Raw genomic sequence first — 14,379 nt, 5'->3', positions numbered from 1 at the left:
TAAAAAAACCACCTTATCTCCCAAGTCTTTGAGATTATAAGGTGGTTTTATTTTTTATTAGAATACTTGCCAGCCAATCGGTAATTTCAGTCCAAGGTAAAATACCGCTACAAGCGCGATAACAAATAATCCCCAAAATGCCCCTGTTGCCTTGTTCTTGCTCATTTTCACAAGAACCATTTCCATTCCAGCGATAACTAAAATACCAGCTACCATTTTTAAACCATACCACATGTGCACGTTACTTGTTGCAGTCTTCATAATACCCATGTACAACATGAAACCTGTCACAATAATGATAATGTACATAAGACGAAGCCCCATATGTACACCTTTACCTTTTCTTCCTGCTGAATAAAGTGAATACGCAACGAAGAATAAAATTAAACCTAACGCCCATGCTGTAATATGCATATGTACCATCGTATCCCCTACCTCCTCTTTTCACACTTTTTCACTCTATATGATAACATGTTCATTTATTTTCAGGAAATGTTTCGCTTTTTTACATTTAAATGATATAATATTTAGAGTATTTACAAACTTCTTGTAATAACAAAAGGGGGAACAATCATGATTCAAACTAAGGATATTATCGAACTTACAGACACATACGGAGCAAATAACTATCACCCACTTCCGATCGTTATCTCTAAAGCAGAAGGCGTTTGGGTAGAAGATCCTGAAGGAAATCGCTATATGGACTTATTAAGTGCATATTCTGCAGTAAACCAAGGTCATCGTCACCCAAAAATTATTAACGCTTTAATTGACCAAGCTAATCGTGTTACGTTAACTTCTCGTGCTTTCCATAGCGATCAATTAGGTCCTTGGTACGAAAAAGTTGCGAAACTAACTAATAAAGAAATGGTACTTCCAATGAATACAGGTGCAGAAGCTGTTGAAACTGCAATTAAAACAGCTCGCCGCTGGGCTTATGATGTGAAGAAAGTAGAAGCAAACCGTGCTGAAATTATCGTTTGTGAAGATAACTTCCACGGCCGTACAATGGGTGCTGTTTCTATGTCTTCGAACGAAGAGTACAAGCGTGGATTCGGTCCAATGCTTCCTGGCATTATCGTAATTCCTTACGGTGATTTAGAAGCGTTAAAAGCTGCTATTACACCAAACACAGCTGCATTCATTTTAGAGCCTATCCAAGGTGAGGCAGGAATTAACATCCCACCAGCTGGTTTCTTAAAAGAAGCTCTTGAAGTATGTAAAAAAGAAAACGTTTTATTCGTAGCAGATGAAATCCAAACTGGCTTAGGCCGTACTGGTAAAGTATTTGCTTGTGACTGGGACGGTGTAACTCCTGACATGTACATACTTGGTAAAGCACTTGGCGGCGGCGTATTCCCAATCTCTTGCGTAGCAGCAAACCGCGACATTTTAGGCGTATTCGAGCCAGGTTCTCACGGTTCTACATTCGGTGGTAACCCACTTGCATGTGCTGTTTCTATCGCGGCTCTTGAAGTGTTAGAAGAAGAAAAATTAACAGAGCGTTCTCTTCAATTAGGCGAAAAATTAGTTAGGCAATTAAAAGAAATTGATAACCCAATGATTACTGACATTCGTGGTAAAGGCTTATTCATCGGTATCGAATTAAACGAGCCAGCTCGTCCTTACTGCGAACAATTAAAAGCAGCTGGTCTATTATGTAAAGAAACACACGAAAATGTAATTCGTATCGCACCACCGCTAGTAATCTCTGAAGAAGATTTAGAGTGGGCGTTCCAAAAAATTAAAGCGGTATTATCATAATAATAAAGAGGTTATCCTACATGTTGGGACAACCTCTTTATTTTTTTAGTAGTTTACTGTAAAGTTAGATTGAATATTCAGTTTATTTTACAGGGGGTAATTGTATGCTTTTGAAATACGGCAAACATATTAACTATTTAGCTACTATTCTCATTTCCATTACATTCATCGGATTCCTATTATCTATAACGTTACTCAGGTACTACTCAACACCTCATACATTCATGCTACTTAAAATCTCATTTTGGGCTGCTGTTTTCCTTACAGCTATCGGTTTTGGCCGCGAAAGAAGTTCTCTTGCCGTTATGCTAATCGGGATTTGTACGTTAATACTCATCGGATTATATATTTTTGCTATTTTAGATTTTTTCAATAATCCATGGCCATAAAAAAGAGCTATCTATTAATAAGATAGCCCTTTTCTTCATTTCACTACATTTCGCAAAGTACCAATTCCTTCTACTGTAATGACCACTTCATCACCCGCATGCAAAAACTTCGGTGGTGTGAAACCTTTTCCGACACCAGCCGGCGTTCCTGTTGCGATAATATCGCCTGGCTCTAACGTCATTCCTTTACTTATCGTTGAAATGATTTCTTCTATTGAAAAAATCATTTTATTTGTATTTGAAGTTTGTCTTACTTCCCCATTTACTATTGTTTCAATGTGTAACGCATTTGGCGTTTCAACCATTGATTTATGAATTAGATACGGTCCCATCGGACAAAATGTATCGAAACTTTTTCCAAGAAAAAATTGTTTATGCTTCCTTTGAATGTCGCGAGCAGTTATATCATTTATAATGGTATAACCAAAAACATGCTCAAGCGCTTTTTCTTTTTTTATTTGTTTCCCTCGCTTACCAATGATGATAGCTAGTTCTCCTTCATAGTCTAGTTCATTCGTTGCGTGGGGATGACTATTAATTTTTTCATTCATTCCAATAACTGTCGTTGGCGCTTTCGTAAAGATCATTATATTTTCCGGAATTGACTCTACTCCGCCCATTTCTATCGCATGCTCACGATAGTTCTTTCCAACGCAAAGAATATTCTTCCTTGGCCTTGGAATTGGTGCTAATATTTTCACCTCAGTTAACGGATAATACGCCGCCCCTTCATTTTCCTTCGCCCAATTTACAATATCACATATTTTTTCAAAGCATTCGGTTCCTCTTTCAATACACTCTAACATTGTAATCGGAATCGTAACCTTTTCCCCTTTTTGTCTTTGCGCTTCTCTTACATGCAATACCTTTTCTTCCTCTTCATCCACAATACCTACAAATACCTTTTCATCTTTTTTCGCCGTTACCAAACGCAATATTTCCACTCTCCATCCTAAAACTCATGACCTTTAATTGTATTCGCATCCGTCAGAAAAAAACCTTCTCATGCACGCTAATTTTTACAATACTCTTCTCATATTCTATTCGTTACTGCTTTATATTTGGCATAAAATGTAGAAATTTTACTTTTTTTAGCGAAGGTGTTTCTTTTTTATTGGTTTTTTGTATAATATGTACTACATATATACTAAAAATTTCATTTAGAGATGGAGCCGATTTCAATGTTTGAGCAAGCGATTGAAAAAAAACGTGAAAAAATGATTTATTTTGCTGAACGCTACGGAATGACTTCTCAAAAAACAGTGGATTGTAGCCAAGAACTGGACAGGCTCTTAAATGTAATTTGGCATGTACATACGGATTTTTACCCTAATCAAACACTCAATACACACACGCAATAACGTGTGTGTTTCTTTTATAAAAAAAAACACATTTTATTGAAAACGCCCATACAATAGTAGAAAAGAAAATTTAAAAAACGAAAGGTGTTTTGTATGCCAGCTATGGTCGGACATATTCGTATCGTCAATATTGGATCAAGTGGTATTTTTCATATTGGAGATGTATTTGCGATTAGGCCTATTAGTTATTCACGCGCTTTTGCTGGGGCCGGCTCTTTTAATGTTGGAGATAACGTTTCTGTCTACAATTATCAAAGCGCAACGACTGTCAATGATTCAGATGTAATTGATCAAGCGATAATTGGTTCAACTTAGAGGAGGCGATTGCATTGAATTTTTATGTAAACCAAAGCATCATCATTAATAGCATTAGAATTGATAGCATTACAACCTCTTCTGTATTCCAAATTGGTACTGCAGGAAGTATTAAAGCTCTATCTAAATTCTCAAATAGCGGTGGATTTACAGAGCCCCTTCGCCCATTGCAGGCGAAAGGACAAATTATTTCTATCAAACCATCAACTAGTTCTTCTTAAGACATCCTTGTCATAAATATATAGCAGGAATATTTTTACCCTCCCTACTGAAAAGGAGGTTTCACAAAATGAATCAAGATATATATACTTACTTACACCAACTTCAACAAGCTCTTCAAGCACAACAAGCAGCCATCCTTAACCTAGAAGATCAAGTTCGCCAACTCCAAGAAGAGCTTAACGAATTAAAAAATCGCCCCTCCTCTTCTGTAGGAAAAGTGGAATACAAATTCGATCAATTAAAAGTAGAAAATTTAAATGGTACTTTAAATATCGGTTTAAATCCGTTTTCAGCAAAAGGACAGCAAATTGAAGATTTCCAAGTGGATACAGAAACATTAAAAGTAAATCCTGAAACAGATACAAACCCAGATTTTTACCAAGGCATCCTTCAAGAAATGCATCGTTACTTAGATGAAGAAGCATATAATCGAATTCTCCATTTTGAACAAGAAGAGAGAACGCCGCTCGATGAAATGTATCGACAAATGATGGTTGATGACATAAAAAAACAGATGGAGCATAGACTTCCTTATTATTTATCACAAACGCAATCCTATGAAGGGATTTCAACAGATCCAGATTATTTACGAGATATCATTATTCAAGCAATGAAACATGATATCGACAAGGCTTTCCTCTCTTTTATTCAACACATACCGGGCAATTTCCGAAAGGAGTAAGTATGTATGAATCTTAACGTTGTAAATCGCGAATTAAAAGTCGGCCAAATTAAAATGAACGGTGTATCGTCGTCCGCACTCTTTTTAATTGGGGATGCAAATTTCCTCATACTATCTTCTATTCTTGATACACCATTTGAAACTGTTACAGAGGGTCCATTTGTACCATTAGTCACAGATGTCCCTCCTACTCCAGGTTAAGGAGACTGAGAAACTATGTTACATCATGTGTCTGTTGTCCAAAATGTTTCTATTATTTCTTTAGGGATTAGTGCCGTATTTCAAGTTGGAGATGCCAATCAAATGGAATTAAAAAGTAGAGCTCTTGCCGTCCATAGGGAAATTCCTTGTTATATAAAAGACGAGGGCCGCTTAGACGCATTTGAAATCTTTACAGATGAACACATCACAATCCCAAAACGAACGACAGATGTAAAATTAAACATTGTAAATGAATGCCCTTTTATTGAAGTAAACAATGTTGAATTGCGAACACTTTTAAATTCTGGTTGCTTTCAAATTGGAAATGTTGATTATGTTTTTAATAACTCTCGTATTATGCAAATCCGTCAATATATTACGGATGAACCTTCCGCACAATAATTCATATAGTAATTAAAAAGCTTAGTAAAGTAGGTGGATGGTATGCCTTCTGTTGTTGGAAATCTCGTCGTTCAAAACAGTAATGGTTCTTTTAATTTAGGGGATTTTTATAACGTGTCTCCGAAAGAAAATACGAAAGCTTATAATGGTTCCGGAGCTTCCAATGTTGGATTTGTCGTGAATACGTTTAACGGTGTTAGTGCAACAAATACGTTTGATTCTGATGTGGCTGATCAAGATCAAATTGGAACAGCGTAAAAAAAGTAGGAGAATATCTCCTACTTTTTTCTTTTACCTCATTCAATATTATCAAAAACTCCACTGTTTACTGTTTCATTTTATTTAAATGATAACCCCTTCTCCTTCAAAGCATTTCTAAGCTTCGGCATAGACGCAGGTCCCATACCATGTAGTTTTAAAATTTCTTTTTCACTATACTTTGAGAGTTCTTCTATCGTGTGAATTCCATGGTGCTCTAACGCATTTCGTGCTGGTGATGAAAGAAGTGAAAGAAATCCTGTTTTTGGTTTCTTTTCTTTCTCACAGGTTGGGCAAGTTGGACAATCGCTACTTTTATAATATTCATGTCCTTTTTCACATGTTCTTAACGTTTTTTCCGTTGTCATTTTCAAGCCTCTCTATTCTTCAATTTTTACAACATGGTTGCCATCAAAGAAGTATAAGCATTTCTCTTTCACAGGATGTTGCAAGCTTTTTTCAAGTGCCTTTGCATATAAAGAAAGCTGCACTTTATATCGATCTTCTAAAATTGGTTTCGCTTGATCGAATCCGCCTGGGAACTTCCCTTCAATCGTATCCGTTTTAAAGTCGATTAGCGTGATACCATCTTCCTCTTCAATCATGCAGTCAATAACCCCTTGGACAAGAATTGATTCCCCGCTCTTCCCTTGCCAATCTTGATATGCTTCTTCTGCTGCAAGCATCATCGTAAATGGCACTTCACGCTCAACGCTTTTCGCCGCTAATACCCTTTTACCTAAGTCACTGTCAAAGAATGAAATGACTTTTTCAATCGCTATTTCCTCTGCTTGCTCGAATGTTAATAATTCTTTATTAACCATGCCACTAATTTGCTCTCGAATCACTTCTTCTGTAATCGGCTTCTTCAAATCAACATGCTGCATGACAGCGTGAACTGCCGTACCTCTTTCAGCGTACGTTAATCCTTTTTTCTCCATAAAACGAGGGCGTGTTTTAATTGGTGCACGTAGTTTTTTAATAAAGGCATTATCGCTACCTTCTTCAGATTGATAATTTCTCTTTATTTCTGTAACAGACTGTTTCGCACGATGAGATGTCGCTTCCTCATATCCGTACTTCCACATTAATCTGTCGTACACTTCTTCTTTCCGTTCACTTTGCAGGGGAACAGCTTTTTTCTCACGAAGTGCTTCTAACAATTCTTGTTTCTCTTCTTGAACCGGTTCCGGTGCAAGTAACGTTTTGCCGTCAACAACTTCTACTTTCCAGCTCGTGTCATATCCATAGATTTCACCCGGAATGCTTCCTTGTCCTAATTCAAGAAGCATTTCACTATCACGATGTCTATATAATGAAGGTGCAATCCAGTCTAAATAACAAGACGCTCCGGCACGTATATGGTCTGGTAATAACCATTCACTATGCTCTCTTGCATCAAGCCATTTTTCCATTTCTTTATTTGCATCCTTAACTGTTCCAATTAAAATTAACTTCTCTTTTGCACGCGTTAACGCTACGTATAATACGCGCATTTCTTCCGCAATTAATTCCATCTTCATTTTACGCTTAATCGCAAGTTGCGATAATGTCGTATATTTAATACGTTTACGAGGATCAATAAATTGTGAACCGAAACCGAAATCTTTATGCAGTAAAAAACGTTTCATTAAGTCTTGTGTATTAAAACGACGACCTAGTCCCGCTACAAATACGACTGGGAACTCAAGTCCTTTACTTTTATGAATCGTCATAATACGAACGACATCTTCTTGTTCACCTAAAGCTCTCGCCGTTCCCATATCATCACCGCGTTCTAAAATACGCTCAATAAAGCGTAAGAAGCGGAATAATCCTCTAAACGATGTTGCTTCATATTGTCTTGCACGGTCATAAAGTACACGCAGGTTTGCTTGCCTTTGCTTTCCGGCTGGTAAACCGCCAACAAAGTCGTAATAACCTGTCTCACCGTACACTTTCCAAATTAAATCAGAAAGTGACTGTTGACGCGCGAATTCACGCCATCCTTGCAGTAAGTTATAGAACCACTCTAATTTATCATGTAATTCTTGTTCTTCTTCAAGCGGTGCCCCTTTTAAGAATGAGCTCATTACTTCATAAAACGAACCTTTCTTTCCGTGAGCACGCAATGTTGCAAGTTCTTCATCATTTAGTCCAACTATTGGTGAACGAAGTACGGCGGCAAGCGGAATATCTTGCATCGGATTATCGATCACTCGGAATACATTCATCATAATATTTACTTCTGTCGCTTCAAAGTAACCAGTCGCAAGATCAGCGTATACTGGAATTCCTTGCAGCTTTAACTCTTCCATAATTTGCGGCGCCCATGGCATAGAGCGAAGTAAAATAACGAAGTCGCGGTATTGTACAGGGCGCATACTATCCGTTTTACGATCATACACTTCATAACCTGAATCAACCATCGCTTTAATACGCTGCGCCATAAGGCGAGCTTCAAGTTGCGCTTTTTCTACTTCCGCACCTTCTTCACCGTCTAGCACTTCTTCTTCTGTTTGCTGAATACATAGTAGTTCAGCTGTTACATCTTCACCTTCTGGATAGCTAGCACCTAACTTTAATTCAGCGTCAGCATCATAGTCGATTTCTCCGACTTCTTCGCCCATAATTTGTTTGAAAATAAAGTTCGTACCTGCTAACACTTCATGACGGCTACGGAAGTTTTTCGCTAAATCGATTTTCATTCCGCCGTCTAATCCTTCTTGCGTAAAGCGTTTATACTTTCCTAGGAACAGGCCTGGTTCTGCTAGTCGGAAACGATAGATCGACTGCTTCACGTCACCTACCATGAACAAGTTCCCTTCACTCTCAGAATCTTTCGTTACGAATTTAATAATGGATTCCTGCACAAAGTTCGTATCTTGATATTCATCGACTAGTACTTCAGCAAATTTATTACGATATTGAAGCGCTACTGCTGACGGCTTCATTTCACCGTTTTCACTTTGTTCACTTAAAATTTGTAGACAGAAATGCTCTAAATCTGTGAAATCAACCATCCCTTTATCACGCTTCATCGCTTGGAAACGCTCTGTAAATACTTTTACAAGCTGTACGAGTTTTTCTAATACAGGATGCATATCTTGAAAATCTCGTAAGAAACTTTCAGGTCTGCGGCTAAATAACTCTTCTTGTAATTTCTTCACTTCATCTTTCGCTTTATTACGAAGAGAGTCTACTTGTTTTACAACATCCTCGTTGTAATCACTTTTCTTAATACGCTTTAACGTTTGCCACGATACATTTTGCATCGCTTCATACACATTTGTCCATGACTCACAAGCAGCTGATGACAACGTTCCAAGTAAAACTGCATCTGCTTGCAGGGTTTCAACGCGGGGCGCCGGACCGTCAGGAAGCATCGCGAGTTCAGTCGCTTTACGAATATGTGTCTCTGCTGTTTCAAGCTGGAATTTCACATCTTCTAATAAGTAAGAAGCGTACACTAAATCTTCAATTGTCTTTCCTTCCACGTCGTATGCTTCTACTAATTTATCGAGCCATTTTTCCGGATTTGGATGCGCTCTTGATTCTGTATGAAGCGCTAAAATCATACGCTGTAAGTCATCATCACTACGGTCACTCGTATAACGGTCAACGAGTTCAAAGAAAATACTATTATCTTCAATTCCATACTCTTCTTCTAATATGTCATCTAACACTTCTTCTTTTAATAATTCGTTTTCTGTTTGATTCGCAATGCGGAAACGAGGATCAACATCAAGCATGTAGTAGTATCCTCTAATTACTTGTAAACAAAATGAATGGATCGTTGAAATAGAAGCTTTATTTAATAAGCTAAGCTGCTTTCTTACGTGCTGCGATCCTGGCTCATCAATTAATACCTTTTCTAACGCTTCCCCAATTCTGTTTTTCATCTCTTGCGCCGCTGCATTCGTAAATGTTACAACGAGCAGGCGGTCGACATCGACTGGATTTTCTTCATTTATAATCTTTTTAATAATACGTTCAACTAATACTGCTGTTTTCCCTGATCCAGCTGCTGCCGCGACTAATATATCACGTCCGTTCGCTACAACCGCTTTCCACTGGTCATCCGTCCACTGACTACCTTCTGGTTTTTTAGGCTCATTTTCAATCATTCTCCGCCAACCTCCTCTCTAATTTTCTCCATCGCTTCGCTATCTTTCATATCTTTTAGCGTACGGAACTGGTTATCTTCGAGTGATTCATCGAACTGACAAACAGATTTGAAGTTACAGAACGTACACGCCGCTTTATTCCCCTTCTTATAAGGAGCAATATCAATAACGCCTTCTGTAATGTCTTTTCCAATATTTTCAAACGTATGGTGTACGTATTTTTGAAGTACGTTAAACTCTTGTTCACTTGCAATACTCGAACGCGCACTAAAACTGCCGTCTTTTTTCAAACCAGCAGAAATAATATCAGAGCTTCCTGTCGAAAGTTTGTTATCCATTAAACGAACAACATCAGCATCTCCTAGTACAAGTCCTTTCATTTTAAATTTCTTTAAAATCTCTTTCTCAATTTCTGCTTCAGATGCGTCACCCTTCATCTCAACGATCGGGTTATGAATATGGAAGTACAGTACACCAGCCGGTGATGCAGTACCTCCCTTTTTCATCCACGTATGTGCATTCGAAGTAACAACATCTAAATACGTTAACATTTGAAGTGCTAATCCGTAATACACTTCCGTTAAGTCTAACGCTTTTGAGCTTGATTTATAATCAATAATACGTAGGAACGTCCCATTTTCATCTTCCGCCTTATCAACACGGTCAATACGACCAACTACTTCCATCTTTACACCATTTGGTAATGAGAATTCCATCGGCGGAAGCGATCCTGTACCGCCCATACCGAATGGCACTTCTAAATCAACTGGTACGAAACCGCTTGACTTCGCATGTTCACGAAGAATGATTGATGTACGGAAAATGATTTGTTGTAGTTTTTGTTTTAAATAGAAATGACGATTTGAACTTAATAAAATTTGTCTTTGTAATAACGGTGCAATCTCTTCTATTACTACAGCAGAAAGATGCTCACACTCTTTTATTGATAAATCCGCCCAAGTACGGTTTTCACGTAATAGCCTGTCCGCAATTCTCTTCAGCGCTGCATGGAATAGTTCCCCGATATCGGGTGCATCCAGTTTGAAAATGTCACGCTCTCTTAACGATAAACCGTGCTGCGCGAAATGAGCATATGCGCAACGGTTAAATAGTTCCATACGAGATACGCTTCCTTTTATTTTATCTCCATATAAATCTCTACTTACAACTGTACTTAGCTTTTGCGCACGATTTCGGTAGAATAAACTTGATAATACGCGGCTACTTTTTTGTTTCCATTCATCTGAAGTTACGTAGAAGTTATATACATCCCACCAAAAATCTAAATTCCCTTCAAATCCATATCGCTTCCACGTTTGAAGTTGCTGCATAACATATGACAACGTTACTTCTGGCGTTGCTACGTATGAAATTTGTTCCGAACGTGATAAATCATTCACGTCATTCGTAATAAATGTATCTTTCACATCAGGGAACATTCTTTTTATTTTCTTAATAAAGCTAGACGCAAGTAACGTCTTCCCTTCCTCATCTGCAAGCGGGCATGAAATATATAATTTCTCAGTTGCTCTCGTTACCATTTGGTACATAACGAACTGTTCTTCTAATAAAGTTTGTCTCGTCGTTGGTGCTAATTCGATACCTGCAACGCTAAGAACATCTCTTTCCTCATCAGAAAGCATCCCTTCATCCATCGGTGCTGCCGGAATAACTCCTTCATTCACGCCAATGACAAATGTTGCTTTCACATTTGATAATCTTGAACGATCAATATTAGCAATTAACACTTGGTCTAATGATGGCGGAATGTTTGCGAATTGAAGCGCCTCAAGACCTGTCGACATAACATCTGTGAACATAGAAAGTGACATTTTCTCTTCGCCAAGCATCTCAACGAACGTATCAAGAAGACTCATTACTTCTTCCCATACTTGCTCATGATCTGTCGCAAATAAAAAATCTCCGCTCTCTTCTGCACGAATACGTAATGCTTCTAGTTTTTTCGGAACGTCTAGCTCTTCTAAAAATAAATAAACAGCTTCGCACATTTGCATAACTGTTCCCGCTCGCTTCAGCCTTTTTTGCATACGAATAACAGGCGTTCTTACAACGTCGCGCAGTCGATTTATTCTCTCTTCCATTTCACGTTCACTGTCTGTAATCATCTCGTCCGTATCGTCAAGAGAACGATAGCGGCGATACATCCACGGATCCTCAGAAGTCCATCTCTTCCCTTGTACACCGTAGGCTAAACAGTAGTTTTCAAACTCATCCATCTCTTCGCGCATCGTTTCTTTTCTTACGTCTAGTGGATATAAAAGCTCTGTTTTCACGCAGCGGAACACTGCATCATAACGCCAATTTCCACTAATAATCTCGAGTGCAGAACGAATGCATTCTACTAGCGGATGATGTGACATCGGGCGTTTTTCATCGATGAAATGCGGGATATTATAATCTGTAAATAGCGTTCGCATCACATCGTAATAACTTTCTCCGTTACGAAGAAGGACTGCAATATCTCGGTAACGATAGTCTTCATCCGCCACAAGTCTACGAATTTCACGCGCAACACCTTCTACTTCAGCTCGTAAATTCGCTGCTGTACTAATCGTTACACTTGCTTCTCCGTGAAACTTTTCATTTGGACGTGCTTCGTAATGCGTTTCTAAATGCGCTAATGCTTGCGAATGAAAACGCGGTTGTTCCATAAGTGGAATCGTTTTTTCAATTTCTATCTTCTCTTCACGCGCCACTTGCTTTATTTTTTCATACGTTAACGTCGTTTCATAAAATAAATCTAGTTCATTTACTGGCTGCGCTAACGTTTTTTCATCTATCGTTAACGTGATCGTAACTCTCGCACCGCAAATCATAAGCTGTCTTACAATTTCTAGTTCTTGCGGTGAAAATGAATGAAATCCATCTATATAAATTTCAGCCCCATTTACATATTCAGAATGTGGAAGCTTTTCGACTAGCAATTGTAGGTAGTCTTCTGAATCCAAATATTTTCCGATTAAAGCACGTTCAAAATCATCATATAATAGTTGTAAATCATACACTTTATTCGCTAATAGCTTTTGTTCTGCACTGCTACTATGTGCGTCTAATTGTTGCCACATTTCATATACGTTAGATGGCGTCACATTGTAACGTTTAAACTCCGCAATCATACTACCAAGATGTTCAAAGAAACCGTTTTGCTCCGCTGCTTTTTGGAACACCGATAATCCATCTTTACGAGACTCTACAATTTTACGAAGTAACATATGTACGCCCGCTTCATCAATGTGAAGGCGACTCGCTCCACCAACTTCTTGCAGTACCTTCCACGCTAATCGTGAAAAACTAAAAACTTGTGCCCGAATAGAACCTCTTACATCCTCACTACCAATTAACGCCTGCTGCGTTTGGAATGTCATCTGTTCTGGCACAAGATATAATATTGTTTCCCCTCTTGGACGCTGCTTTAACTCTTCTTGCACTTCGTGTAAACAAAGTGTACTTTTTCCACTTCCCGCTCTACCAATCACAAATCGAAGTGACATGTAACCCCACCTTTCACTTACATAACGAACGTTAGTTTGCTACTATAATTGTATTATAGGACACGAAAAAAGACAAACATGTATAATGACGATACCCCATCTCAAAACATAAAAATACAACCGCTAAAGTATTTAATTACATAGAAAAAGCTGCTCATATAAGCAGCTTTTTCTATGTAATATTTCTTACTCCACTTTAGACAATATCTTTTGTTGAAAAGCTCTTTCTTCCTCATCTTTATATCCACTTGATATAACTTCTTGAATATCGTCATGGTTAAATAAATAAGTAAAATCAGGACTAATATAGCCCTCTGGGTAAAAACATCCCATATAGTCAAATTTTTTCACTTTATCTGTTTCTACTTGTTGTTTACGCCCATAAATCATGAGTTTCTTGGTTCCTTCTTTTAAGATTACGATAGAGCCTATAGGTAGAAGATGTGAATTCATTTCATTTCCTTTTCCTTTCCTTTCTTGTAAGATTAGATTTTTGTTGAACCTGTTTCATTTTTGAATGCCCTGTAATAAGATGTTTTTTAAAATCAAAATAAAAATACACATGGACACTCGCAAACAAGAAAATAACCGAGAAAAATGACAGTAAGATAATTAGCAAAATCGCTAGAGAATCTTGACTTAAAATTCCTATACTAATTTGACCAACAATGTAGCCTACACCTGAAAAAACACCGACTTTTGAAAATTTCACCTTCTGATCATTTATACCCATTAAACGAGCTGTAAAATATTTAATCCACAATTGTCCGGATTTATAAACAACCAAACAGTATACTATAAATGATAGAATAAAAAATAAAGGTGATGCCAATCCTATTAACTCGTAAGTTATTTTTTGAACACCTATAAAACTACAAAATGAAATGCTAGTTCCAACAAATCCAGAATATAGTAAATGTTGTAATTGAGGCTGCTTAGGTTTGTTAATAAAAATCCAAATTCCCCACAAGTTACATACTATAAAAAATGGAAGCGCCAAGTAAAAATACACATTATATATTGGTGGAAATACAAAAATTATAATCAATAACAAAAAATTCATAATAAACCATACAAAGGCTCCGACAATATTTCTTATATCAAATGGTAGTAATATTCGTATGCCATCATCTATATTTTTAAAGTTATATTTATCCATTATGCACC

General features: G+C 37.6%; 16 protein-coding genes. 9 read left to right on the top strand and 7 right to left on the bottom strand.

Going from position 1 to position 14,379, the window contains the following annotated elements; genetic code table 11:
- Positions 1–57: 57 nt before the first annotated feature.
- Entirely contained in the window at positions 58–423 is a 366-nt protein-coding gene (locus RBB48_RS09830) for a YisL family protein (protein ID WP_087984725.1), read from the bottom strand.
- Positions 424–573: 150 nt separating this feature from the next.
- On the opposite strand from RBB48_RS09830, the gene rocD reads away from it, so the two are divergent.
- Together rocD and RBB48_RS09820 are read left to right on the top strand one after the other, a co-directional pair.
- The gene (gene rocD / locus RBB48_RS09825; RefSeq protein ID WP_306007596.1) at positions 574–1,764 is read left to right on the top strand and encodes an ornithine aminotransferase; all 1,191 of its coding nucleotides are present in this window, start codon (positions 574–576) and stop codon (positions 1,762–1,764) included.
- A gap of 104 nt (positions 1,765–1,868) precedes the next feature.
- Positions 1,869–2,153 carry a hypothetical protein gene (locus RBB48_RS09820; protein WP_046958323.1) on the top strand — a complete coding sequence of 95 codons (285 nt, stop codon included), beginning with the start codon at positions 1,869–1,871 and terminating at the stop codon, positions 2,151–2,153.
- A gap of 35 nt (positions 2,154–2,188) precedes the next feature.
- On the opposite strand, the gene RBB48_RS09815 is transcribed toward RBB48_RS09820, so the two are convergent.
- Entirely contained in the window at positions 2,189–3,088 is a 900-nt protein-coding gene (locus RBB48_RS09815; RefSeq protein WP_001241717.1) for a fumarylacetoacetate hydrolase family protein, read from the bottom strand.
- Between the two features lie 246 nt (positions 3,089–3,334).
- On the opposite strand from RBB48_RS09815, the gene RBB48_RS09810 reads away from it, so the two are divergent.
- The 7 genes from RBB48_RS09810 to gerPF all read left to right on the top strand — a co-directional run bounded on the left by RBB48_RS09810 (position 3,335) and on the right by gerPF (position 5,594).
- Complete coding sequence (locus RBB48_RS09810; protein ID WP_046958324.1) at positions 3,335–3,514, top strand: aspartyl-phosphate phosphatase Spo0E family protein; 180 nt, start codon at positions 3,335–3,337, stop codon at positions 3,512–3,514.
- Positions 3,515–3,607: 93 nt separating this feature from the next.
- A complete protein-coding gene (gene gerPA / locus RBB48_RS09805) occupies positions 3,608–3,829 on the top strand; it encodes a spore germination protein GerPA (protein WP_001111187.1) in 222 nt (73 codons plus the stop codon).
- A gap of 14 nt (positions 3,830–3,843) precedes the next feature.
- Positions 3,844–4,050, top strand: a complete 207-nt coding sequence (gerPB, locus tag RBB48_RS09800; RefSeq protein ID WP_001012513.1) for a spore germination protein GerPB — start codon at positions 3,844–3,846, stop codon at positions 4,048–4,050.
- Positions 4,051–4,118: 68 nt separating this feature from the next.
- Positions 4,119–4,733, top strand: a complete 615-nt coding sequence (gene gerPC / locus RBB48_RS09795) for a spore germination protein GerPC (protein ID WP_088608382.1) — start codon at positions 4,119–4,121, stop codon at positions 4,731–4,733.
- 6 nt (positions 4,734–4,739) lie between these two features.
- Complete coding sequence (gene gerPD / locus RBB48_RS09790; protein WP_001052804.1) at positions 4,740–4,934, top strand: spore germination protein GerPD; 195 nt, start codon at positions 4,740–4,742, stop codon at positions 4,932–4,934.
- Between the two features lie 15 nt (positions 4,935–4,949).
- Complete coding sequence (locus tag RBB48_RS09785) at positions 4,950–5,336, top strand: spore germination protein GerPE (protein WP_000902337.1); 387 nt, start codon at positions 4,950–4,952, stop codon at positions 5,334–5,336.
- A 42-nt stretch (positions 5,337–5,378) separates the two neighbouring features.
- Entirely contained in the window at positions 5,379–5,594 is a 216-nt protein-coding gene (gene gerPF, locus RBB48_RS09780) for a spore germination protein GerPF (protein WP_001141566.1), read from the top strand.
- 80 nt (positions 5,595–5,674) lie between these two features.
- Here gerPF and RBB48_RS09775 read toward each other — a convergent pair whose 3' ends face one another.
- From RBB48_RS09775 to RBB48_RS09755, 5 genes are all read right to left on the bottom strand, one after another.
- Positions 5,675–5,962: an RNA polymerase alpha subunit C-terminal domain-containing protein gene (locus RBB48_RS09775; RefSeq protein WP_147786929.1), complete on the bottom strand. Its 288-nt coding sequence runs from the start codon at positions 5,960–5,962 to the stop codon at positions 5,675–5,677.
- Positions 5,963–5,974: 12 nt separating this feature from the next.
- Complete coding sequence (gene addA / locus RBB48_RS09770) at positions 5,975–9,700, bottom strand: helicase-exonuclease AddAB subunit AddA (protein WP_306007595.1); 3,726 nt, start codon at positions 9,698–9,700, stop codon at positions 5,975–5,977.
- Positions 9,697–13,212 (bottom strand): helicase-exonuclease AddAB subunit AddB, encoded by a 3,516-nt coding sequence (gene addB / locus RBB48_RS09765; RefSeq protein ID WP_097906732.1) that lies wholly within the window; start codon positions 13,210–13,212, stop codon positions 9,697–9,699. The genes addA and addB overlap by 4 nt, the downstream gene beginning before the upstream one ends.
- A 186-nt stretch (positions 13,213–13,398) precedes the next feature.
- The gene (locus RBB48_RS09760) at positions 13,399–13,665 is read right to left on the bottom strand and encodes a DUF4176 domain-containing protein (protein ID WP_097890481.1); all 267 of its coding nucleotides are present in this window, start codon (positions 13,663–13,665) and stop codon (positions 13,399–13,401) included.
- A 1-nt stretch (position 13,666) separates the two neighbouring features.
- A complete protein-coding gene (locus RBB48_RS09755) occupies positions 13,667–14,371 on the bottom strand; it encodes a hypothetical protein (protein WP_306007594.1) in 705 nt (234 codons plus the stop codon).
- Positions 14,372–14,379: the final 8 nt, after the last annotated feature.

This window comes from Bacillus sp. MMSF_3353, from assembly GCF_030733445.1.
Lineage (GTDB): Bacteria > Bacillota > Bacilli > Bacillales > Bacillaceae_G > Bacillus_A > Bacillus_A wiedmannii.
Note: the sequence above shows the minus strand (reverse complement) of the source record. Positions and strands in the feature narration are given on the sequence as shown.